At 69.5% G+C, this 22,101-nt stretch carries 21 protein-coding genes and 1 pseudogene; 12 read left to right on the top strand and 10 right to left on the bottom strand.

Annotated elements, in window-relative coordinates:
- Nucleotides 1-26 precede the first annotated feature (26 nt).
- The gene (locus FFS56_RS16655) at nucleotides 27-1,454 is read right to left on the bottom strand and encodes a hypothetical protein (RefSeq protein WP_164734127.1); all 1,428 of its coding nucleotides are present in this window, start codon (nucleotides 1,452-1,454) and stop codon (nucleotides 27-29) included.
- A 215-nt stretch (nucleotides 1,455-1,669) separates the two neighbouring features.
- Here FFS56_RS16655 and FFS56_RS16650 point away from each other — a divergent pair, with 215 nt between their 5' ends.
- The gene (locus FFS56_RS16650; RefSeq protein WP_061015881.1) at nucleotides 1,670-2,143 is read left to right on the top strand and encodes a hotdog domain-containing protein; all 474 of its coding nucleotides are present in this window, start codon (nucleotides 1,670-1,672) and stop codon (nucleotides 2,141-2,143) included.
- Between the two features lie 46 nt (nucleotides 2,144-2,189).
- Here the strand turns inward: FFS56_RS16650 and FFS56_RS16645 are convergent, their stop codons facing one another.
- Complete coding sequence (locus FFS56_RS16645; protein ID WP_127012805.1) at nucleotides 2,190-3,449, bottom strand: PLP-dependent aspartate aminotransferase family protein; 1,260 nt, start codon at nucleotides 3,447-3,449, stop codon at nucleotides 2,190-2,192.
- A gap of 112 nt (nucleotides 3,450-3,561) precedes the next feature.
- On the opposite strand from FFS56_RS16645, the gene FFS56_RS16640 reads away from it, so the two are divergent.
- Entirely contained in the window at nucleotides 3,562-4,029 is a 468-nt protein-coding gene (locus tag FFS56_RS16640; protein ID WP_052748772.1) for an Lrp/AsnC family transcriptional regulator, read from the top strand.
- A gap of 83 nt (nucleotides 4,030-4,112) precedes the next feature.
- Nucleotides 4,113-5,822: an AMP-binding protein gene (locus tag FFS56_RS16635; protein ID WP_046748600.1), complete on the top strand. Its 1,710-nt coding sequence runs from the start codon at nucleotides 4,113-4,115 to the stop codon at nucleotides 5,820-5,822.
- A gap of 4 nt (nucleotides 5,823-5,826) precedes the next feature.
- Here the strand turns inward: FFS56_RS16635 and FFS56_RS16630 are convergent, their stop codons facing one another.
- Together FFS56_RS16630 and FFS56_RS16625 are read right to left on the bottom strand one after the other, a co-directional pair.
- Nucleotides 5,827-6,249, bottom strand: coding sequence for a hypothetical protein (locus tag FFS56_RS16630; RefSeq protein WP_127012806.1), 423 nt, complete (start codon nucleotides 6,247-6,249; stop codon nucleotides 5,827-5,829).
- A gap of 134 nt (nucleotides 6,250-6,383) precedes the next feature.
- Nucleotides 6,384-7,856 (bottom strand): MATE family efflux transporter, encoded by a 1,473-nt coding sequence (locus FFS56_RS16625; RefSeq protein ID WP_127012807.1) that lies wholly within the window; start codon nucleotides 7,854-7,856, stop codon nucleotides 6,384-6,386.
- A 154-nt stretch (nucleotides 7,857-8,010) separates the two neighbouring features.
- Here FFS56_RS16625 and cycA point away from each other — a divergent pair, with 154 nt between their 5' ends.
- Complete coding sequence (gene cycA / locus FFS56_RS16620; RefSeq protein WP_127012808.1) at nucleotides 8,011-9,480, top strand: D-serine/D-alanine/glycine transporter; 1,470 nt, start codon at nucleotides 8,011-8,013, stop codon at nucleotides 9,478-9,480.
- 17 nt (nucleotides 9,481-9,497) lie between these two features.
- On the opposite strand, the gene FFS56_RS16615 is transcribed toward cycA, so the two are convergent.
- Nucleotides 9,498-9,923, bottom strand: coding sequence for a DUF2871 domain-containing protein (locus tag FFS56_RS16615; RefSeq protein ID WP_046748596.1), 426 nt, complete (start codon nucleotides 9,921-9,923; stop codon nucleotides 9,498-9,500).
- 123 nt (nucleotides 9,924-10,046) lie between these two features.
- Between FFS56_RS16615 and FFS56_RS16610 the strand changes: the two genes are divergently transcribed.
- On the top strand, nucleotides 10,047-10,655 hold the full coding sequence (locus FFS56_RS16610; protein ID WP_052748771.1) for a hypothetical protein: 609 nt from the start codon (nucleotides 10,047-10,049) through the stop codon (nucleotides 10,653-10,655).
- A gap of 25 nt (nucleotides 10,656-10,680) precedes the next feature.
- Here the strand turns inward: FFS56_RS16610 and FFS56_RS16605 are convergent, their stop codons facing one another.
- Genes FFS56_RS16605 through FFS56_RS16595 form a run of 3 tightly spaced genes read right to left on the bottom strand, consistent with a single transcriptional unit; the run spans nucleotide 10,681 to nucleotide 14,736 of the window.
- Entirely contained in the window at nucleotides 10,681-11,304 is a 624-nt protein-coding gene (locus FFS56_RS16605) for a response regulator transcription factor (RefSeq protein WP_046748595.1), read from the bottom strand.
- The gene (locus tag FFS56_RS16600) at nucleotides 11,301-12,647 is read right to left on the bottom strand and encodes a sensor histidine kinase (protein WP_127012809.1); all 1,347 of its coding nucleotides are present in this window, start codon (nucleotides 12,645-12,647) and stop codon (nucleotides 11,301-11,303) included. Before FFS56_RS16600 ends, FFS56_RS16605 begins: the two co-directional genes overlap by 4 nt.
- Nucleotides 12,613-14,736 carry an MMPL family transporter gene (locus tag FFS56_RS16595; protein WP_127012810.1) on the bottom strand — a complete coding sequence of 708 codons (2,124 nt, stop codon included), beginning with the start codon at nucleotides 14,734-14,736 and terminating at the stop codon, nucleotides 12,613-12,615. The genes FFS56_RS16600 and FFS56_RS16595 overlap by 35 nt, the downstream gene beginning before the upstream one ends.
- A gap of 203 nt (nucleotides 14,737-14,939) precedes the next feature.
- Between FFS56_RS16595 and FFS56_RS16590 the strand changes: the two genes are divergently transcribed.
- From FFS56_RS16590 to FFS56_RS16560, 7 genes and pseudogenes are all read left to right on the top strand, one after another.
- Nucleotides 14,940-15,926, top strand: a complete 987-nt coding sequence (locus FFS56_RS16590; protein ID WP_127012811.1) for an aldo/keto reductase — start codon at nucleotides 14,940-14,942, stop codon at nucleotides 15,924-15,926.
- Nucleotides 15,927-15,969: 43 nt separating this feature from the next.
- Complete coding sequence (locus FFS56_RS16585; RefSeq protein ID WP_046748592.1) at nucleotides 15,970-16,623, top strand: YigZ family protein; 654 nt, start codon at nucleotides 15,970-15,972, stop codon at nucleotides 16,621-16,623.
- Between the two features lie 71 nt (nucleotides 16,624-16,694).
- Nucleotides 16,695-17,645 carry a DnaJ domain-containing protein gene (locus FFS56_RS16580; protein WP_046748591.1) on the top strand — a complete coding sequence of 317 codons (951 nt, stop codon included), beginning with the start codon at nucleotides 16,695-16,697 and terminating at the stop codon, nucleotides 17,643-17,645.
- 73 nt (nucleotides 17,646-17,718) lie between these two features.
- Nucleotides 17,719-17,895 (top strand): annotated as a pseudogene (locus FFS56_RS20875) (squalene cyclase); the annotation flags it as partial.
- Nucleotides 17,896-17,948: 53 nt separating this feature from the next.
- A complete protein-coding gene (locus FFS56_RS16570) occupies nucleotides 17,949-18,371 on the top strand; it encodes a Fur family transcriptional regulator (protein WP_046748590.1) in 423 nt (140 codons plus the stop codon).
- A gap of 67 nt (nucleotides 18,372-18,438) precedes the next feature.
- A complete protein-coding gene (locus FFS56_RS16565; RefSeq protein ID WP_046748589.1) occupies nucleotides 18,439-19,890 on the top strand; it encodes a catalase in 1,452 nt (483 codons plus the stop codon).
- 156 nt (nucleotides 19,891-20,046) lie between these two features.
- On the top strand, nucleotides 20,047-20,847 hold the full coding sequence (locus FFS56_RS16560) for an alpha/beta hydrolase (protein WP_171011042.1): 801 nt from the start codon (nucleotides 20,047-20,049) through the stop codon (nucleotides 20,845-20,847).
- Between the two features lie 84 nt (nucleotides 20,848-20,931).
- On the opposite strand, the gene msrA is transcribed toward FFS56_RS16560, so the two are convergent.
- Together msrA and msrB are read right to left on the bottom strand one after the other, a co-directional pair.
- Entirely contained in the window at nucleotides 20,932-21,477 is a 546-nt protein-coding gene (gene msrA / locus FFS56_RS16555) for a peptide-methionine (S)-S-oxide reductase MsrA (RefSeq protein WP_046748588.1), read from the bottom strand.
- Nucleotides 21,474-21,962: a peptide-methionine (R)-S-oxide reductase MsrB gene (gene msrB, locus FFS56_RS16550; RefSeq protein WP_127012812.1), complete on the bottom strand. Its 489-nt coding sequence runs from the start codon at nucleotides 21,960-21,962 to the stop codon at nucleotides 21,474-21,476. The genes msrA and msrB overlap by 4 nt, the downstream gene beginning before the upstream one ends.
- Nucleotides 21,963-22,101: the final 139 nt, after the last annotated feature.

Here is a 22,101-nt window from a genome sequence, read left to right as displayed (position 1 = left end):
GGGCGGCGTCGGGCGGGGTCGGGGAGTCAGACCGCCAGGGCCAGCGCGCGTCGATGGGAGATGCGGTGACCGACCCAGAAGCCGATCGCGATCAGCCCGGCGAGGGCGATACCGAGGCCCCACGGCGTCATGGACGGGGCGGCCCCGGCCGTCGCGGTGGCGAGCGTGCCGGACCCGTCCGCGATCAGGTCGTTGCCCGCGGCGAGGTCGGCAGCACCGGCCTCGAGCTTGTCGCCGCCGGCCGCGAGCTCGCCCGAGCCGTCCGCGACGGTGGTGGCGCCAGCGGAGAGCTTCTCGATCCCGACGTTCAGGTCGCCCGCGCCGGTCTGCAGCGTCCCGACGCCGGTGGCGAGCGTCGTCGCGCCGTCGTTCAGGCGAGTCGCGCCTGCGCTGAGGTTCGCCGTTCCCGAGTAGAGGGCGGATGCCCCGGTCGAGAGGGTCTGCAGGCCCGCGGCGAGCCTCGATGCGCCTGCCGAGAGCTGCGTCGTGCCGGAGTGCAGAGCCTGCGCGCCGGCGACCAGAGCGGGCACGCCCTGGGGAGCGACGAGTGCTGCGGTGCCGGGCCACTGGCGGGCGGCGTCACCGCTGATGAGCGCATTCACGCCACCCGTCACCTGAGCCGATCCGGCAGCGGCCGCGACGAGTCCCTGCGCGAGGTCGGAGCCCTTGGCCGCGACGGGAGCCATCGCATCGACCTCCTGGTCGACTCCGGCGGCGAGAGCGGCGAGAGCCTTCAGCTGCGGGTTCTCCGGGTCGGCTGCGAGCATCCCCGCGAGGGCGTCGGCGAGCTGCTGCGAGTGGCCGGGCGCCGTGGCCGCGACGCCCTGGAGAAGCGTCTTCGCTCCCGGCTGCGCGAGAGCCACCACGTCGGCGTTCACCTTGGTTCCGAGGGTGTCGCTGAGCTGCGTCGCGCCGACGAGCACGCCGTTCGCATACGCATGCGCGCCGTTGACACCGGCGGCGAGGGTGGACATCCCGGAAGAGAGGGTCTGCGCACCGGCATCCGCCTGCGCCATCTTCGTCGCGAGTTCCTGCGCTCCGGCGAGCGCCGTCTGCGCACCCCCGCTGACCTTGCCCGCACCGACCACGGCGGTCGATGCGCCGGCGGCGAGGCTGTTCGCCCCCTCGGCCAGGGTCGTCGCGCCGGTCGCTGCGGTCGTGGCACCGTCGCTCAGCTTCTGCGATCCCTCCTGCGCGCTGGCGGCTCCCGCTGCGAGCTCCTGGGTGCCCTCGGCCAGGCGGGATGCGCCCGTGGAGAGGTCTGCAGCGCCGGCTGCCAGGTCGGCCGAGCCGTCCTTGGCCGATGTCGTGCCGTCGGCGAGTTCGGAGGCACCGGCGGCGATCTTGCCGGTGGTCACCAAGAACAGGACCACCATGGCGGCCAGCAGCAGGCTGAGCACGATGACGGCGATGCGCATGCCGATTCCGTGCGAATGGGGCGTGGTACTCGTCATCGAGGACTCCCGGGGGTCAGTGGCGTCGTTGCCACCGGTGACTGTATGGCTGCGCCGAGGCGCGAGTGACGGATTTGCCGCTCGAAACCAAGTTCCAGCGCTCATGACACTGAGTTTCTTGTGAGGTATGCACAAAGGGACGTGGCCGACGGCCGTGTCCTCCGCGAAAACGGGCCGTAACATCTCCGACTCACGCGCCGCCTAGCCTCGTGCGCATGGCGAAGAAGAAGGCACCGGCGTGGCAGTGGTCGGAGGACGGACTCAACTTCCGCACCCGCAAGTGGGTGCGCCCCGAGGACCTGAACGCGAACGGCTCCCTGTTCGGCGGGAGTCTGTTGAAGTGGATAGACGAGGAAGCGGCGATCTACGCGATCGTGCAGCTGGGCAACTATCGCGCCGTCACCAAGCACATCTCGGAGATCAACTTCGAGGCCTCGGCCGTGCAGGGCGACCTGATCGAGATCGGCCTGCAGGCGACGCATTTCGGCACCACGTCGCTGACCATGCGCGCGGTGGCGAGGAACATGATCACGCGCAAGCGCATCCTCACGATCGACAAGATCGTGTTCGTGAGCCTCGACGACGACGGAGTGCCGACCCCGCACGGGTACGACGAGATCACCTACGACCGCGACCGGATGCCGACGGAGCACCTCGCGACCGGGACGATCCGCCTCCCCTCGCCGTGAGTCACGGCCGATGCGGCGCCGAGCCGACGGGTTCGCGGGCGCTGAGTCACCCCCTCAGGCGCGCACTGCCCCCCCGGTGTGCGTCGCGCGAGGAGGTGACCCGGTCGGTGAGCGGCGCTTCATCATCGAAGGCCGGTACGGCCGCAAAGGCCTGGGCGAGATCGGCGATCAGGTCGTCGACGTCCTCCAGCCCGATCGACAGCCGCAGCACGTCGGCTGCCGGACGGGCCTCCGGCGGCACCGGCCGATGGGTGAGCGCCGCCGGATGCTGGATCAGCGAATCCACGCCGCCGAGCGAGACCGCGTGCGTGAACAATGCGGTCGCCGTCGTGACGGCGGAGGCCGCAGCGAACCCGCCACGCATGCGCATCGCGATCATCGCGCCGGTGCCACGCATCTGCCGCTGCAGGATGCCGCGCGGGTCGCCGTCGAGTCCCGGATAGAAGACCTCCGCCACCTCGGGCCGGTCGCTCAGCCACTGCACGATCCGACGCGCGCTCTCCTGCTGGTGCCGCACCCGCACCGGCAGCGTGGTGAGACCGCGGTGCAGCAGATAGGCCCCGAGCGGATGCAGCAGCCCACCGGTCACGGCCCGCACGCGGCGAAGCGCCTCCGCGGTCTCCTCGCTGCAGGCGACCACGCCGGCGATCACGTCGCCGTGGCCGCCGAGGTACTTCGTGGCGCTGTGCAGTGACATCGCGGCCCCCAGATCGATGGGGTTCTGCAGCACAGGGGTCGCGAACGTGTTGTCGACCACGACCGGGACCGCGCCCGCCTGCCGCACCACGTCGGCGATGTCGGCGATGTCGAGGGTGGGGTTCGCCGGCGTCTCCACCACGACCAGGCCGGTGTCGGGGCGCATGGTCGCCGCCACTTCGTCGGGGTGGCAATAGGTGGCCTCGACACCGAGCAGCCCGGAGCCGAGCAGATGGTCGGTGCCGCCGTAGAGCGGACGCACCGCGACGACGTGCCGCGCGCCGGTGGCTCCGGTGTGAGCGAGGATCACCGCCGTCATCGCGGCCATGCCAGAGGCGAAGGCCACGGAGGCGTCGGCGTGCTCGAGCTCGGCGAGCGCCTCTTCGAACCGAGCCACCGTCGGGTTCCACAGCCGCGCGTAGACCATGCTGCCGTCGGCCGGGGGACGACCGCCCGTCGCCATGGCCTCGTACGAGTCGCCACCGCGCTCGATGTCGGGCAGCGGATTGGTCGTCGACAGGTCGATCGGCAGCGCATGCACCCCGAGACCCTCCAGATCGGAGCGCCCGCTGTGGACGGCGACGGTATCGGGATGCAGCGGTGCAGTCATGACTCCACGTTGCCGGAATCACGGCAGAAGCGCAGGAAATCGACAGAGGACACCGAATCGAGGAACCGGAACGCTATTGTGTGCAATGTCCCGCAGGCGAGGAGGCCTCACGTTGGCGAAAGCACAACTCGACGAGATCGACCTCGAGCTGCTCGCGGTGCTGACCCGCGACGCCGAGACCACCAACAAGGCGCTCGCGCATCGGCTCGGTCTCGCCGAATCCACGTGCGCGCATCGGGTGCGGGCGCTGCGCGAGCGCGGTGTGATCCGCGACACCCGTATCCGCGTCGACGGGGCGGCTCTCGGGTTCCCCCTGCAGGCGATCATCAAGGTGCGCCTCGCCAACCACACCGGAGCCAAGGTCACAGCGCTCTTCGACGCGCTCGCCGGCATCCCTCGTGTCCTGCAGGTGTTCCACGTCGCCGGTGTCGACGACTTCCTGGTGCACGTCGCCGTGCAGGACGCGACGGCACTGCGCGACATCGTGCTCGAGCACATCACGATCCACCCCGTCGTCCGCGGCACCGAGACCCAGCTCGTCTTCGAGCTCCGCGACGGACCGGGGGTCCTCTCCCCCTGACCGCTCTCCTTGGCTGACCGTTCTCCTGGCGCCGACCCATGGGCCAGGATGGAGTGCACGCCAGCAAGGAGCAAGGGAGCACCATGAGCCGCAGCGCCACCGCCGCCACGCACACCATCCGGGAGATGCGGGACTTCCTCTTCACGAACGCGACCGACTACGCCGCGGCGCGAGAGGGATTCGTCTGGCCCGAGGTCGACGAGTTCAACTTCGCACTCGAGTGGTTCGACGTCATCGCCGGCGAGAAGCCCGACCGACCGGCCGTGCAGATCGTGGAGGCCGATCTGAGCCTGCACTCCTGGACGTACGGGGAGCTCTCGACGCGCTCCGACCAGGTGGCCGCCTGGCTCACCCGCATCGGTATCCGCCGCGGCGACCACGTGATCGTCATGCTGAACAACACGATCGAGCTGTGGGAGGTGATGCTGGCGATCACCAAGGTCGGAGCCGTCTCGATCCCGACATCCACGCTCCTGTCCGCGGCGGATCTCGCCTACCGCGTCGATCACGGGCGCGCACGAGCTGTCGTCACGCTCGGAACGCTCGCCGACCGCCTCACCGGCATCGACCCCGGCATCCTGCGCATCGGCGTGGGCGCTGACCTGCCGTCCGGATGGGCGCCCTTCGACGACGCCGCAGCGGCGCCCACGAGCTTCGAACCCGACGGCCCCACCCCGTCATCCGACACGGCACTGCTCTACTTCACCTCCGGCACCACCAACCGGCCCAAGCTCGTGCAGCACACGCACGCCTCGTATCCGATCGGACACCTGTCGACCATGTGGTGGCTCGGCGTGCGCCCCGACGACGTGCACCTGAACATCTCGTCGCCTGGGTGGGCCAAGCATGCCTGGTCGAGCTTCTACTCGCCGTTCCTCGCCGAGGCGACCGTCTTCGTCTACAACTACGCCCGCTTCGACGCGAACACCCTCATGCAGGTGATGGACACCCATCACGTGTCGACCTTCTGCGCGCCGCCGACGGTGTGGCGCATGCTGATCCAGGCCGACCTCGCCCGCCTGACGCACCCGCCACGCGAGCTCGTGGGCGCGGGAGAACCCCTGAACCCCGAAGTCATCGACAGGGTGCGGGAAGCCTGGGGCGGAACGATCCGCGACGGTTTCGGACAGACCGAGATGACGGCCTGCATCGGGAACTCCCCCGGGCAGACCGTCAAGGTCGGGTCCATGGGACGACCTCTGCCCGGGTACCCGGTCGTGCTGCTGGACCCCGTCACAGGAGAGGTCGTCGACGGAGAGGGCGAGATCGCGCTCGACCTGGCGCACCCGCCGCTCGGGCTCATGGCCGGGTACTACGACGACCCTGAGAAGACCGCGGAGTCCCGGGCGGGCGGCTACCACCACACCGGCGACATCGCCGTGCGCGACGACGAGGGGTACCTCACCTACGTGGGTCGCTCCGACGACGTGTTCAAGGCCTCGGACTACAAGATCTCGCCCTTCGAGCTCGAGTCGGTGCTGCTCGAGCATGAGCTCGTGGTCGAGGCGGCCGTGATCCCGAGCCCCGATCCCACGCGCCTGGCCGTGCCGAAGGCCTACGTCTGCCTTACTCCGGACTCCACGAACACCGAGACCGAGGCGGCGCGTGCGATCTTCGCGTACGCGCACGAGCGCCTGTCATCGCATCTGTGGGTGCGGATCATCGAGTTCGTGCCCGAGCTGCCGAAGACGATCTCAGGAAAGATCCGCCGCGTGGAGCTGAGGGCGCGCGAAGCGGAGCGGGTGCAGTCGGGCGACGAGAGCGGACAGCACCGCGACCGCGACTACCGCTGAGCGCTCAGCGGACGATGGCGATCGAGGCCGTCGCCGGTCCGGTCTTGGTGAGCACCGGCTTCGACGTCGGAGCGGGGGGAGCCTTCGAGGCCGGGATCGCGGTCGGCAGTGCCTCCTCGACCGTGCGGTCGGTGCGCCCGACACCGCCTGCGTCGACGATGGCACGCACGATGCTCCCGACGATCAGCATCGCCACGAGCGATCCGCCCGCCAGGATCAGCGGCGTCCAGTCGCGCGCGAACGACGCCGCGAAGCTCATCAGCGCTCCCACGATCCACAGTCCCACCGCGCCCCCGGCGAGCCCACCGGCTCCCCGGACGATGGCGACCGCCGCGACGATCGCGAAGATGGCGGCGAGCGCCGCACCCACGTAACCGATCGGCACCATCACCGCAGCCAGATCGCTGGCCACTCTCAATGTCGTCATGACGACCCCCCGTCAGTGGTTACTCCACTCATTCGACATTAGAAGTGTCTCCCGGGGAGGGCATCCGTCTCAAGTGCGATCCGCATCATCCTGGAGAGGGATATCCGTGCACTGCGGACAAAGCGACGAGATCGTCAGCGACGGCGCGGCCAGCGCAGGCGGCGCGCGCGGTGGACGCGGACAGGCTGGGTGACCACGGCGTCCACGACCATCGACCCGTCGGTCGGCCCGACGATCGCGATGGCCGAGGTCTCGGTGGCCTCCGCCGGGTCGATGGGCAGCCGACCGAGGGCGCGGTGCGCGCGGACGTACGCGGGGACGAGCAGGACGATAGCGCCGAGCCAGGCGAGCGGGTTGCTGAGGGCGACTCCGTCGAATCCGATCCACGCGCCCAGCACGATGGCCGCTCCCACGCGCATCACGAGCTCGATCACGCCGGTGACCGTGGGGACGAGCGTGTGACCGAGTCCCTGCAGGGCTCCCCGCAGGACGAACAGCATGCCCAGCGCCCAGTACCCGCATCCGTTGATGATGAGCATCCGATGCGCCTCGTCGACGACGTCGTCCGACCCCTCGCCGATGAACAGACGCACCATCGGCGCACCGAAGGCGATGAGCAGTCCACCGAGTACCAAGCCGGCGACGACGGCCATCCAGGTCGCCTCGACCACACCGCGACGGATGCGATCGGGACGCCGACCCCCGTGGTTCTGCGCGGCGTACATCGAGACAGCGAGTCCGAGCGATGACAGCAGGGCCACCGCGAGACTGTCGACGCGGGATCCGGTCGTGTAGGCCGCGACCGCATCCGCCCCCAGGGTGTTGAGCGCGACCTGTACGGTCAGCGTGCCGATCGCGATGATCGACGCCTGGAATCCCATGGGCAGACCGAGGCGCAGGTGCTCAGCGACGTCACCGCTGGTGATCCGCCAGTCCGCACGGCGCAGGTGGAGCATGGGCAGCCGACGACGCACGAACTCGAGGCACAGGGCGACCGAGACCGCCTGGGCGACCACGGTCGCGAGCGCGGCTCCGCCCACACCCCACTCCAGCGGCCCGACCATCAGGACGACGAGCCCGACGTTCAGGGCGCACGACACGGTGAGGAACACCAGCGGGGTCTTGGAATCTCCGATCGCACGGATGATCGCGGAGAGGTAGTTGAAGAACATCGTCGCGCTCGCACCGAGGAAGCTGATCTGGGTGAAGATCGTGGCCTCGGCCATCAACTCGGGCGGCGTCTGCAGCAGCGCGAGGATCGGACCGGCGAGGAGGGGCGCTCCGATCGTCAGGATCACACTCGTGATGGCGCTCAGCAGAACGCCGGTCGCGACCGAACGGCGCACGGCCGCGTCATCCCTCGCGCCGAAGGCCTGGGCGATCGGGATCGCGAAACCGCTCGTCAGTCCCCAGGCGAACCCGAGCAGCAGGAACAGCAGGCTGCCGGTCGCGCCGACCGCCGCGAGGGAGGTGACGCCGAGGTGCCGACCGACGACGATGGCATCGGCGAACTGGTACAGCTGCTGCACCACGTTCCCGAGCAGGAGGGGGATGGAGAAGGCAAGGATGACGCGCCACGGGCGGCCCGTGGTGAGGGAGGTGGCCATGAAGGAGCGGCTCGCAGGACTGGGGGGTGATCGGGGGTGCGACAAGCCTATCGAATCGATTCGGCGCGACGGAATAGCGGATCTCGATTCCGAGCATCGCGCGGTCGACGGGTACCTTCGGATCGACGCAGTCGACGACGACCGGAGGAAGAAAGTGACCGAGCAGTACACGGGGGAAACCGGACGCGAGCGCGATGTCGCCGCGGACGGAGAGGAACAGCACCTGCGGCGCGCACTGAGCAACCGCCACATCCAACTGCTCGCGATCGGCGGCGCCATCGGCACCGGACTGTTCATGGGCAGCGGCAAGACCATCTCGGTCGCGGGCCCATCCGTGATCTTCGTCTACATGATCATCGGGTTCATGCTCTTCTTCGTGATGCGGGCGATGGGCGAGCTGCTGCTGTCGAACCTGAAGTACAAGTCGTTCAGCGACTTCGCGAGCGATCTGCTCGGCCCGTGGGCGGGGTTCTTCACCGGCTGGACCTATTGGTTCTGCTGGGTGGTCACCGGAGTCGCCGACGTGATCGCGATCGCCGGCTACACGGACGCGCTGATCCCGGGCATCCCGCTGTGGATCCCCGGCATCCTCGTGATCGTGATCCTGCTCGCCCTGAACCTGCCCACCGTCGCCGCGTTCGGCGAGATGGAGTTCTGGTTCGCGCTGATCAAGATCGTCGCGATCGTCGCGCTCATCGTCACCGGACTCGTGATGATCTTCACCGGGTTCCAGCACGACGCCGGCACCGCGAGCTTCTCGAACCTGTGGGACAAGGGCGGCATGTTCCCGCACGGATTCATGGGCTTCGTCGCCGGGTTCCAGATCGCCGTTTTCGCCTTCGTCGGCATCGAACTCGTGGGAACCGCCGCGGCCGAGACCAAGGACCCGAAGCGCAACCTCCCCAAGGCGATCAACGCGATCCCGATCCGCGTGCTGCTGTTCTACGTGGGCGCGCTCATCGTGCTGATGGCGGTCACCCCGTGGACCGAGTACGTGGCAGGCGAGAGCCCCTTCATCGCGATGTTCGCCCTCGCGGGTCTGGGCATCGCCGCGACCGTCGTGAACCTCGTGGTGCTGACCTCGGCCATGTCGAGCGCCAACTCCGGCATCTACTCGACCTCGCGCATGGTGTTCGGACTCGCACAGGACGGCGACGCCCCGCGCATGTTCGCCCGCCTCTCCCGCCGCCGCGTGCCGCAGAACGCGCTGTTCCTGTCGTGCATCCTGCTGCTCTCCGGTGTGGTGCTGCTGTATGCGGGCAAGGACATCGGCACGGCCTTCGACATGGTGACCACGGTCTCGGCGCTGTGCTTCATGTTCGTGTGGACGATCTTCCTGTGCAGCTACCTCGTGTACCGGCGCACGCGCAGGGACAAGGTCGCCGCATCGACGTTCCGGCTGCCCGGCGGCGTGTTCATGGTCTACGTCGTGCTGGCGTTCTTCGTGTTCATCCTGTGGGCGCTCACGACCCAGCCCGATACGTTGACCGCGCTGCTCGTGACACCGATCTGGTTCGTGGTGCTGTTCGTGGCGTGGCTGTTCGTGCGCCGCTCACCGAACCACCTGGCGCGGCATGCGGCACACATCGCCCACCTGCGCGACGATTCGGTGGAGGCGGACTGACGGTTCCCCGTTTCGAATCAGGCGACGGCCGGCTTCGGGACGAACAGGCGCTTGCGGAGGGCGAGGAACAGCAGGATCATGCCGGCGCTGAGGAGGATGTGGCCGAGGCCTGCGATGCCGGCGATCATGCCGCTCGACTCCTGGCCGAGCACCGTGAGGCTGCCGTGCCAGATCATCATGGCCGTCGTGAGCACGAGGCCCGCGTTGTACAGCCAGAAGAACCAGCCGAACAGGCGGCTCTCGGACAGCGTGAACGCTTTCTCGAGGAGCAGGACGATCAGCAGGACGACGAAGCCGAGCACGAGCAGGTGCGTGTGCACCAGGCCGAGCTGCGTCGACTCGCCCTCGGGGAAGTCGTTGATCTTGGTGAACTCTCGGTAGAAGAGTCCGGAGGCGACGCCCACGAGCATGTAGGCGAACGCGGCGGAGAAGAGGCGGCGCATCGGAATCCTTTCGGTCTGATCCCAGCCTCGCCGGGGTGACCGTTCCGGGGATCCATCGAAGGGTTGAGATGCGCACAGGCGCGACTCTTGCGCGATCCACAGGACGTGTGATGACCTGTCGGCATGAGCTTCTTCCCGCCCGATCCGGAGATGCCGGAACACGAGGAGAGCGAACCGGAGCGGCAGCCCAGGTGGCAGGCTCCGGAGAACGAGCTGCCCGTACTCCTTCCCGTTTCCGAGACACTCGCCACCACGGAGAACCTCGCGCTGGGGTTGTTCGGGGTCGCCGTCTACAGCGACGGGGTCGAGTTCCGTCTGGAAGGGCGGCTCCGCCGGCACGGGATGCCTGTGCGGGAGTGGAACGAGCTGTGCGCGGACTTCATCGGGCACAGCCAGATGGGTGGTCCGGTGCACCCGGCCGGCCGGCTGCGTTTCGGCCTCGTGCTCGGCGACGGAGAGAAGGTCCTCGCCGAAGGCTTCCCGTTCTTCGGAGGCGAAGATCCGTCGGCCGAGCCGAAGGGGCACACGCTGGCACGCAACAGCGGCGGCGGCGGAGGCGGGAGCCACAACTACTCTTCGACGGACCGACTGTGGTTGTGGCCGCTTCCACCGGAGGGCCCGATCGAGTTCGTCATGCAGTGGCCCGCGCTCGGTGTCGAGGAGCGGAGTGTGGTGCTCGACGGCTCCGCCATGCGCGACCTCGCCGCGCGCGTGCAGCGGTTCTGGAACTGACCCGAAAGAGCGCCGGGCCGAGACCTCAGAGCAGGCCGGTGTCGTGCGCGATGGCGATGGCACGTGCGCGACTGTCGGCACCGAGCTTCTCGAACACGTGCACGAGGTGGGTCTTCACGGTGGCCTCCGTGACGAACAGGGTCTTCGCGATCTCGCGGTTGGACGCCCCCGTGTCGAGCAGACGCAGCACCTCGAGCTCCCGGTCGGTCAGGCGCACCCTCGGCGCACGCATGACGCGCACGACCCGCTCGCTGAGCTCGGGGGTGAGAACGAGCGCTCCCGACGCCGCCTGGCGGATCGCGCGCGCGATGTCGTCCGGCGCCACATCCTTGAGGAGGTAGCCCGCGGCTCCCGCCTCGATGGCTCCCAGGATCTCGGCGTCGCGGTCGAACGTCGTCAGGATCAGCACCGCGGGCGCCGGTTCCTGCGCGCGGAGGGCGGCGGTCGTCTGCACGCCGTCCATGCCCTCCCCGAGCCGCAGGTCGCACAGCACGACGTCCGGATGCAGGTGCCGCGCAAGGGCCACGGCCTCCTCACCGGATGCCGCTTCCCCGACCACCTCGACGTCATCGCGATGGTCGAACAGCGAGCGCACGCCGGCCCGGACGATGGGGTGGTCGTCGACGAGCAGCACGCGCACCGCGGTCATCCCTCCCCTCCGTTCCGTCGCCCCTGAGCGGTGCCGCCGAGGGGGATGTGCGCCGAGAGCGCGGTGCCGTCTCCCGGGGCGCTCTCCACGTCGAGCCCTCCGCCGAGCTCCCGCAGGCGCGCGCGCATCGAACGCAAACCGTAGCCACCACCCGTGCTGCCGACGCCACCCTGCGCGTCCCGCTGCCGGTCCCACTGCCGCGCGTCGAAACCGATCCCGTCATCGACGATGTCGAGCCGCACCGCGTCGCCGGCGTCCGCGAGGGTGACGACGACCCTGGTCGCGGATGCGTGGGAGCGGACGTTCGCGAGGGCCGACTGCGCCGTGCGCAACAGGGCGACCTCGGCGTCGATGCCGAGCGACGGCAGGTCGTCGTCGGCGTGCAGCGTCGCCTCGATCCCGGTCTCCTCGGCGAGGCGCTCGAGCATGCGGGCCAGGGCGTCGCCGAGCGCGGTGGATTCGAGCTCGGCCGGCATCAGGGCGTTCACGATGCGCCGCGCATCGGCCATCCCCTCCGCGGCGAGCGCACCGATCTGTCTGAGGGCACGGGTACGCTGCGCCGGGTCGTCCGCCTCCAGGGCGGACCGCGTGAGCATCCCGATCGACGACAGGCTCTGCGCCACGGTGTCGTGGATGTCGCGCGACACCCTGGTGCGCTCCTCGCTCGCCCCCGACTCGCGCTGGGTGCGGGCAAGCTCGTCCTGCAGCGCGGCCATCTCCTCCTGGGTGGCCACGAGCGAGGCGATCAGTCGGCGTCGCTCCCGTCCATCGCGGACGAGCTCGAGGTATCCGCGGGAGATCCCCAGAGCGAAGACCCCGCCGACGAGAGGCCCGATCACGTTCGCATAGGTCGTGGTGCCGTTGTGCAGCAGCGGAGCGGTCACCACGACGACGAGGACGGCCGCGCTGAGCAGCAGCGCCCAGCGCAGGCGCATCACGAACCCGGCGAGCAACCACAGGGGGAACGCGAGCCAGACGAACTCCGGCGACACCACGACCGCGCCGAGCCAGATGAGTGTGAGTCCGAGCAGCCACCACGTCGCCAGACGGCGGTCGGAGGTGCGCTCGCTGAGCAGCAACCCTCCTCCGTACCAGCCGAGGAAGACGAGCGAGAGGGCGAGCACCCACGGCAGCGGGACGCCGTCCGCCGCCGCGCGCCAGGCTCCGACCACGAGCAGCACCACGGTGATGACGGCCTGGCCGATCCGGATAGACCCCACCAGGCTCGCCCACGTGCGCGGAGCGCGGAAGCCTGCCGCGCGCTCCGGCCGCGACGACTCCGGCCGCGACGACTCCGGCCGCGACGACTCAGCTCGCATCTCGGGTGCTGGCGACGGCGGCATGCTCGTATTCTCCCCCGTCCGGCCGTTCTCCGCCTCGATCCGCGCAGGATCTTCTCCGCCCTGCAGTTCCCGGCCACCACATCCGCTCGCCGACGATCGCGAAGATCGCCGGAACCACCAGTGTGCGCACCACGAAGGTGTCGACCAGCACTCCGATGCCGACGATGAGCCCGATCTGCCCGAGCGTGACCAGGGGCAGCAATCCGAGCGCGGCGAACACCGCGGCGAGCACGACACCCGCGCTGGTGATGACGCCACCCGTCGCCGTGAGTGCGCGTACCATCCCCTGACGGGTACCGACGGTCCGTGCCTCCACGCGCGTCCTGTGGACGAGGAAGATCGTGTAGTCGATCCCCAGCGCCACGAGGAACAGGAACGAGAGCAGCGGCACCTGCAGGTCCAGCGCCTCCCATCCGAACAGGACTCGGCTCAGCCAGGTGCCCGCACCGATCGCGGCAACCGCGCTGAGGATGTTCACCGCGAGCAGCAACACGGGCGCCACCAGGGAGCGCAGGAGCACGATGAGCACGAGCAGACTGACCGCGAGCACGAGCGGCACGATCAGGAGCAGGTCGCGCTGGTTGCCGTCGCGCGCGTCGAGGTCGGCCGCCACCGGGCCACCGACCACGGCGTCACCGGGCACGGCGTGCGCGGCCTCTCGCACTGCCCCGACCAGGTCGAGGCTCTCGGCCGTGCCCGGCGCCGGATCGCCCACGACGAGCAGCCGGACGAGCGCGCCGTCGGTGCTCTCCCCGGTCGTCGACACCCGGAGCACGCCGGGCACATCGCCGATCGTCTCGGTCAGCGCATCGCTGTCCGCCGCATCGCCGATCACGATCATCGGCTGGGCCTCGCCCGCCGGGAAGTGCTCGCCGAGCGCTGTGAGACCCGCCGCCGATTCGGAAGGGACACGGAACTTCTCGACCTGCGTGAGACCGACCGTGGCCCCCGCGAGACCACCGGCGAAGACGCCGAGCAACGCGAGCGCACCGACCAGGGGCACCCACGGGCGCCGGGAGACGCGCTGCGCCACCGCACCCCACACACGACCCGTCACGGCGGCGTCGCCCACCCGCGGCGCGAACGGCCAGAAGAGGCGCCGCCCGCAGACGGCGAGCGCGGGTGGCAGCACCAGCAGCACGGCGGCGAGCGCGATCAGGAGTCCCACGGCCGACGCGATACCGAGCCCGCGTGTGCCCGGGATCACCGCGAGGGCCAGAGTCGACAGAGCGAGCACCACGGTCACGTTCGAGGCGACGATCGCCGGTGCGGTGGCCCGCCATGCGCCCACGAGGGCACGGCGGTGGTCGGTCTCGCGCGCGAGCTCCTCGCGATAGCGCGAGATCAGCAGGAGGGCGTAGTTCGTGCCGGCGCCGAAGACGAGAACACTCACGATGCCGGAGTCGAACTGCAGTCCGAGACCCGCCCCGATCGCCGCCGTCGCCTTGTTCGCCAGTTGATCGGCGAGCGCGACCACCACCAGGGGGATCATCCACAGCACAGGCGAGCGGTACGTGACGATGAGCAGCAGCGCCACGATCCCGAGGGTCACCATCAACAACGTGAAGTCGGCTCCGTCGAACGCCGAGGCGACGTCCACACCGAACGCCGGTCCGCCGGTGACCTGCACGCTCACCCCGTCGATCGGATGCTGCGTCACGGTGCCGCGCAGATCGCGCACGGCGTCCGCGGCAGCATCGTCGTCTTCCAGGGTCAGCGTCGCCTGGATCGCCGCGGCCTCTCCGTCGTCGCTGACGATCGGCCCGTGCGGCTCGCGCCCGGTCTCGGCTCGGACGTCCGCGGCGAGACCGGAGAGGGCGTCGAGGTCGGCATCGCCGAGCTGCGCACCGTCGTCTCTGGTCGCGACCAGGAGCACCGTGCCCTCGTCCGCATCATCGAAGCCCGCGGCGAGCACGGCCGCCCGCGCGGATTCGGAGTCCGGCGGAGCCACATCATTCCCCGCGGGGAGCGATGCCCGACCCAGCGCGCCGAGCAGAGCGGTGAACGCGACGAAGGCTACGAGCAGGGATATCCACCCGCCGCGCCGCGAGGTGAGCCACAGGGGAAGGGAATGGAGGGTGCGGAGCATGCATCCAGTCCAGCCGTCGCCTCCGTCGCGGGGATCGGACAGGGGGCTGACACTCCTCTCCACCGTTCGATGGATCCGCCCACACCTGAAAGGGGGTTCCGGTCAGCGGGGTTCTGTCAGGGACTCCCTCGCGATCGTGCCCGCGCGTAACGTCGGCTCCAGCGCCGCCGATCCGTCTGCGACCACGATGAAAGGACCACCCCATGCACACGCGTACTCTCGGACAGGGCCTGCAGGTCTCGGCGGTCGGCCTCGGCTGCATGGGCATGTCGCAGAGCTACGGACCCAACCCCGGCAGCCGCGACGACATGATCGCCGTGCTGCGGTCGGCACTCGATCACGGCGTCGACTTCTTCGATACGGCCGAGGTGTACGGCCCGTACGTCAACGAGGAGCTCGTCGGCGAGGCTCTCGAACCCCTCCGCGACCGGGTCGTGCTCGCGACCAAGTTCGGGTGGGACATCGTGGACGGCAGGAGCGTGGGGCTGAACAGCCGCCCTGAGCAGATACGGCGGGTGGCCGAGGCCTCGCTGCGGAGTCTGCGCACCGATGTGATCGATCTGTTCTACCAGCACCGCGTCGACCCCGAGGTGCCGATCGAGGACGTGGCCGGGACCGTCGGCGAGCTGATCGCGGAAGGCAAGGTGCGCCACTTCGGGCTCTCCGAGGCGTCGGCGGACACCATCCGCCGCGCCCACGCCGTGCACCCCGTGACCGCACTGCAGAGCGAATACTCGCTGTGGACCCGTGACCCCGAGGCCGAGATCCTGCCGGTGCTCGCCGAACTGGGCATCGGTTTCGTGCCGTTCAGCCCTCTCGGCAAGGGGTTCCTGACCGGCACCGTCGACACCGCGGCCGACTTCGCCGTCGGGGACATCCGCGCCACGATCCCGCGGTTCACGGCCGAGAACCGGGCGGCGAACCAGGCGCTCGTCGCGCACGTCGCCGACCTCGCTGCGGCCAAGGACGCCACGCCGGGCCAGATCGCCCTGGCCTGGCTGCTCGCCCGGCAGCCGTGGATCGTCCCGATCCCCGGCACCCGACGCACCGCGCGCATCGCCGAGAACGCGGGGAGCACGTCCGTCGCCCTGTCGGCAGACGAGATGGCGGATCTCACGACCCTCGCGACGCGCCTCGGAGTGAGCGGCGACCGTTACAACCCGCAGCAGATGGCCTTCGTCGACCGTTGAGCGGATCACGGAGCCCTTCCGCCGCATCGGTATCGTGAGGCGGGTGACCTCCGCCCGCAGCTATCCCGCGACCATCGCGGCTGCGGTCGATCACGAGAGCGTCGTCCGCAAATCGCGCTTCGTCACCCGCATCGAGCCCGTCTCCTCGGTCGAGCAGGCCGAGGTCGTGATCGCCGGGATCCGCAAGCGGGCGTGGGATGCCAACCACAACTGCACAGCCATGGTCACCGGGCTCCTCGGCGATCAGGCCCGGTCGTCGGACGACGGAGAGCCGTCGGGCACCGCGGGCATCCCGATGCTCGAAGTTCTGCGGCGGCGAGAGCTCACCGATGTGGTCGCGGTGGTGACCCGCTACTTCGGGGGCGTGAAGCTCGGCGCCGGAGGGCTGGTGCGCGCGTACTCGTCCGCCGTGTCCGAAGCGCTCGACCGGGCCTCACTCGTGCGGCGGGCCGCGCTCCGCCAGGTCACGCTCGAGGTTCCACACGCAGATGCCGGCCGGTACGACAACCTGCTCCGCGACTGGGCCGCGCATCACGGGGCGACACTCGGCGATCCCACGTATGCGGCCATGGCCACGCTCGAGCTGTGGGCCCCCGAGGCAGAGCTCCCCCGGCTCACCGACGACATCGCCGCCGCCTCCGCCGGCGCGATCGTTCCCGTCGTCGGCGTCGAGCGCATCGTCGACGTGCCGGACTGACCCCCTTCGAATCGGGCAGACCCACAACAACCGCCGGATATCCTGGATGCCGCGGTCGCGGAGGGAGAGCGATGTTCGACAGTCCGCTCTCGGCTTCGGCCTACGAGATCCTCGAGGTCGACCCCGCCGTCGACGATGTCGAGTTGCGCCGCGCCTACCGTCTCCGCCTGCGCCAGACGCACCCCGACACCGGCGGCGATGCGGCGGTGTTCATCCAGGTGCAGCGTGCGTGGGAACTGGTCGGCACCGTCGAGAGCCGTGCCGCCTACGACCGCCGCACCGGAGTGGCCGGTTCATCCACCGCCGGCGCAGGAGGCACCACCGACTCGACCGCGGGCTGGAGCGGATGGCGCCCGCCCGCTGCCCGCACCGACACCCGACCGCGCGCCCGGTCCTACGGTCACCCCGGCGGCTGGCGTCGTGAGCGCTACCTCGCACTGATCCGCGAATGGGCGGGACGCGGCGTCGAGGTCCCCGATCCGTACGACCCCGCGCTCGTGCGGTCAGCCCCGCGCGATCTGCGCAGACTCCTCGCCGACGCGCTCGCGGAGGAGGCCACGGCCCGCACGGTCTCCGACCTCGGCATGGGATACACGGTGTGGCACGACGTCGCGGTCGGTACCGATGCCGACGACAAGCTCGATCACGTGGTGCTGGGGCCTTCAGGACTGTACGGCGTGATGTCGGAGGACTTCGGCGGAGTGGTCGGCTTCCGTCGCGGAGAGATCACCGGCCCGAGCGTCGGCACCCGCGCACCGGTCACCGCGGCCCTGGGCCGGATGCGCGCCGTCGCCAAGGCCGCGCGCGTCAAGTTCGGCGGCGCGATCGTCGTGCTGCCCGACGACGACCTCGCCCAGGCCGTCACCCCGCTCGGCACGAGTCGCGGAGTACCGGTCGTCGTGGTGCGGCGCAGCGCGCTGGCGATGGTCCTGCGCCAAGGCGTCCCCCAGGCGCGCGCCATCGGCGGCAACGAGCTGTTCGACGTGCGCACCCGATTGCAGCAGACCGTCCGCTTCGTCTGAGCACGGCCCGGACTGCAGACGACGGACTGCAGACACGCTTCCCGGGACGGATGCCGCGGAGTACCGTGCCTGGATGGCGCTCACTCCCCCGGTCAGAGAATGGTTGCTCGATTCCGATCCGGCGCTGCGGTGGCAGGTGGAGCGCGACCTCCTCCACGAGCCGCCGGGGGTGTGGCAGCAGACCCGCGCGCGCGTGGCGACCGAGGGTTTCGGCGCCGCTCTCCTCGCACGACAGGATGCCGACGGGCGACATACCGGAATTCTTTCTTTTGAGTTATTCAAAAAACAAGGTAGCCTCGGGGGATGGAGACAGAACTCGACTCGGCGCTTCGCGGCGCTGGGCTTCGGGCGACCGCGGGCCGCGTCGCCGTTCTCGAGGCTCTCGACTCCATGGCCCATACGGATGCGGAGCGGGTCTACCGCGCCGTGTCCGAAGTGCTGCCGACCACGTCGATCCAGTCGGTGCACAACATCCTCGCGGACCTGACGACGGCGGGTCTCATCCGCCGGATCGAACCGGCAGGCTCCGCAGCGCTCTACGAGCGGCGCATCGATGACAACCACCACCACGTCGTCTGCACCTCCTGCGGTGCGATCGGCGATGTGGACTGCGTCATCGGTGAAGCTCCGTGTCTCACCCCGTCCTCGACGGGGGGATTCACCGTCCAGACAGCCGAAGTCACCTTCTGGGGCCTGTGCCCCAGTTGCCAGAACGCCGCGCAGTAGCAGGGCCGCCGATCGCCCGTCCCCGGATGGGGGTGATCGTCGCGCCCACGCGGAGAAGGAGAACACCATGACGAAACCTGCCACCACCACGCAGGCCGGAGCCCCGATCGCGAGCGACACGCATTCGCTCACCGTCGGTGCCGACGGCCCCACCGTCCTGCACGACCACTACCTGGTCGAGAAGATCGCGGCCTTCAACCGCGAGCGGGTGCCGGAGCGCAACCCGCACGCGAAGGGCGGCGGCGCGTTCGGCGAGTTCGTCGTCACCGAAGACGTGTCCGCCTACACGCGGGCAGCCGTCTTCCAGCCGGGAGCGACGAGCGAGACCCTCATCCGCTTCTCCTCGGTCGCCGGCGAGCAGGGTTCGCCCGACACCTGGCGCGATGTGCGCGGCTTCTCGCTCCGCATGTACTCCGAGGAGGGCAACCTCGACATCGTCGGCAACAACACTCCGACGTTCTTCCTGCGCGACGCGATCAAGTTCCCGGACTTCATCCACTCGCAGAAGCGACTGGCCGACTCGGGCCTGCGCGACCCCGACATGCAGTGGGACTTCTGGACCCTGTCGCCGGAGAGCGCCCACCAGGTCACGTATCTCATGGGAGACCGCGGTCTCCCCCTCAGCTGGCGCCACATGAACGGCTACGGCTCGCACACCTACTCGTGGATCAACGCCGCGGGCGAGGTCTTCTGGGTGAAGTACCACTTCATCTCGCAGCAGGGCGTCGAGGCGATGAGCAACGAAGAGGCCGAGCAGCTCGCCGGGTCGGACGCCGACCACTACCGTCGCGACCTGTTCCGCTCGATCGCCGACGGCGAGTTCCCGAAGTGGGACCTCTACGTGCAGATCATGCCGTACGACGAGGCCAAGGACTACCGGTTCAACCCGTTCGACCTCACCAAGACCATCTCCAAGAAGGACTACCCGCGCATCAAGGTCGGCACCCTGACCCTGAACCGCAACCCGGAGAACTTCTTCGCGCAGATCGAGCAGGCCGCCTTCTCGCCAGGGAATCAGGTGCCCGGTACCGGCATCTCCCCGGACAAGATGCTGATGGGGCGCATCTTCGCCTACCCGGATGCCCAGCGCCACCGCATCGGCCCGAACTACAACCAGCTGCCGGTGAACCAGCCGCACGCGAGCGAGGCGCGCAACTACCAGCACGAGGGCTCGATGCGCTACCAGTTCAACGATGCCGCGCACCGCACCTACCAGCCGAACTCCTACGGAGCCGCAGGCGGACCGGAGGCCGACCCGTCGAAGGGCATCGAGGTGAACTGGGAAGCCGACGGCGAGATCCAGCGCTCCGCCGCGACCCTGCACGCCGAGGACGACGACTTCGGCCAGCCGGGCACGCTCTACCGCGACGTGTTCGACGGTGAGCAGCGCGCGCGCTTCCTGGAGACCCTGACCGGTCAGGGGCGTTCGATCACGGTCGACGCCATCCGCGAGCGCTTCTTCCAGTACTGGACGAACGTCGACGCCGAGCTCGGTGCCGCCCTGCGCGATCGGGTCTGACCCTCGCGATCGTCGGAACGAGAAACGGCCCCCGGGGACTTCGGTCCCCGGGGGCCGTTTCTCGCAGTGCCCCGTGGCCCGGTGATGCCCGCCCCATCGCCCAGACTCGCGAAGGCGTCTGAGCCCCGCGTCCGCGAACAGGGCCAAGATGGAGAGGTGGCCGTCCCTCTCTCCGACCTGACCAGCATGCCCGCACCCCAACACGTGTACGCCGCCGACGGCACCCGGCTGGCGACCTACACCTGGGGTGAGCTCGACGCCCCGGTCGTGGTCATCGTGCACGGCTTCGCATCGAACGCGCGCGACAACTGGGTGCTCACGGGCTGGGTGCGTGAGCTCACGCGTGCGGGCTATCGGGTGCTGGCGCTCGACCAGCGGGGGCACGGCCTCAGCGAGAAGCCGCACGACCCCGACGGCTATCGCATCCGCACCCTGGTCACCGACGTCGAGACCGTGATGGACACGTACCTCGTCGACGACGCGTTCTACGTCGGGTACTCCCTCGGCGCGCGGGTGGGCTGGGAGGTCGTCCGCGAGCTGCCGCATCGCATCGGACGGGCGGTGCTCGGAGGCGTGCCGGACGGCATCCCTCTCGCGCGGCTCGACCTCGATCAGGTGCGGGCCTACATCGCCGATGGCACGCCGGTGGCCGACCGGACGACACAGAACTACATCGCGCTGACCGAGCGGGTGCCCGGCAACGACCTGCAGGCGCTCGTCGCACTTGCCGAGGGCATGCGGGCATCGGGCATGATCGACCCCGACCCCTCGGACGCGCCGACTCGACCGATCCTCTTCGCCACCGGGTCGAAGGACGCGATCATCGAGGGCTCGCGGGCTCTGGCCGCGGCCGCCCCCGACGGTCGGTTCTTCGAGATCCCGAACCGGAACCACTTCAATGCCCCCGGTTCCCGCGACTTCAAAGAAGCGGCCGTGGCCTTCCTCGCAGAGTCCTAGCCCGCCGAGTCCTCGCCCGCAGAGACCCATCCGACACACGTGTGACCCGGTCGACAGACGACCGGGCCACACGTCGGGATGCGCTCAGACGGCGGCGGCCTCGTCGCGCTTCGGCAGCACCCATCCCGCACGCGGGAAGTGGCAGGTGTAGCCGTTCGGGTACTTGATCAGGTAGTCCTGGTGCTCCTCCTCGGCCTGCCAGAAGGGACCGGCCGGCTCGATCGTGGTGACGGCCTTCGCGGGCCAGAGACCGGACGCGTCGACGTCGGCGATCGTGTCGCGCGCGACCCTCTCCTGCTCCGGTGTGAGCGGGAAGATCGCGGAACGATAGCTCGATCCGATGTCGTTGCCCTGACGGTCCTTGGTCGACGGGTCATGGATCTGGAAGAAGAACGCGAGGATGTCGCGGTACGTCGTCTTCGTCGGGTCGAACACGATCTCGACCGCCTCGGCATGGCCGGGGTGGTTGCGATAGGTCGCGTGGTCGTTCGAGCCGCCGGTGTAGCCGACGCGGGTGTCCAGCACGCCGGGCTGACGGCGGATCAGGTCTTCCATGCCCCAGAAACAGCCGCCGGCGAGCACGGCCGTCTCGGTTCCAGGGGTGCGGGTGATGTTTCCGTCGTCGGTCATGACTGCTCCTCAGCGGTGTCGGGGGTGTCGGTGGTGGTGGGGCGTGCGAAGAGGGCGCTGTAGCGACCGTACCCCTCTTCCTCCAGGCTGTCCGCCGGGATGAAGCGGAGGGCCGCGGAGTTCATGCAGTAGCGCCGACCGCCCTCGGCGCGGGGTCCGTCGTCGAAGACGTGTCCGAGATGGCTGTCCGCACCGGCGGAACGGGCCTCGGTGCGCTTCATCCACAGCGACCGGTCGGTGCGCGTGATCACCGCGTCTGCGTCGATGGGCTTCGTGAAGCTCGGCCAGCCGGTACCGCTGTCGAACTTGTCGGTCGACGAGAACAGGGGCTCGCCGGACACGACATCGACGTAGATGCCGTCGTCGTGGTTGTTCCAGTAGGCGTTGCGGAACGGCGGCTCTGTGGCGTCCTGCTGCGTCACCTCGTACTGCAGGTGGGTGAGGCCGCTGACGGCCTCGGGGGTCTTGCCGTAGTCGTTCGACATGATCTGGCTCCTTCTCCGACGTCGCTGGCTGCGCCGTCTCAGAGAAGAACCGACGAGCGGCCCGATTTGGTCCCGCAGCCCTGGGAACGGGCTGTGAGTTTTCAGGACGCTCGTCGGCTGCCCCCTCTGCGGAGGAGCG

This window comes from Microbacterium sp. Beta (assembly GCF_005502545.1).
GTDB classification, from domain to species: Bacteria; Actinomycetota; Actinomycetes; order Actinomycetales; family Microbacteriaceae; genus Microbacterium; species Microbacterium oxydans.
The sequence above is the reverse complement of the archived record's forward strand: the minus strand, read 5'-3'. Positions and strand labels throughout refer to the sequence as shown.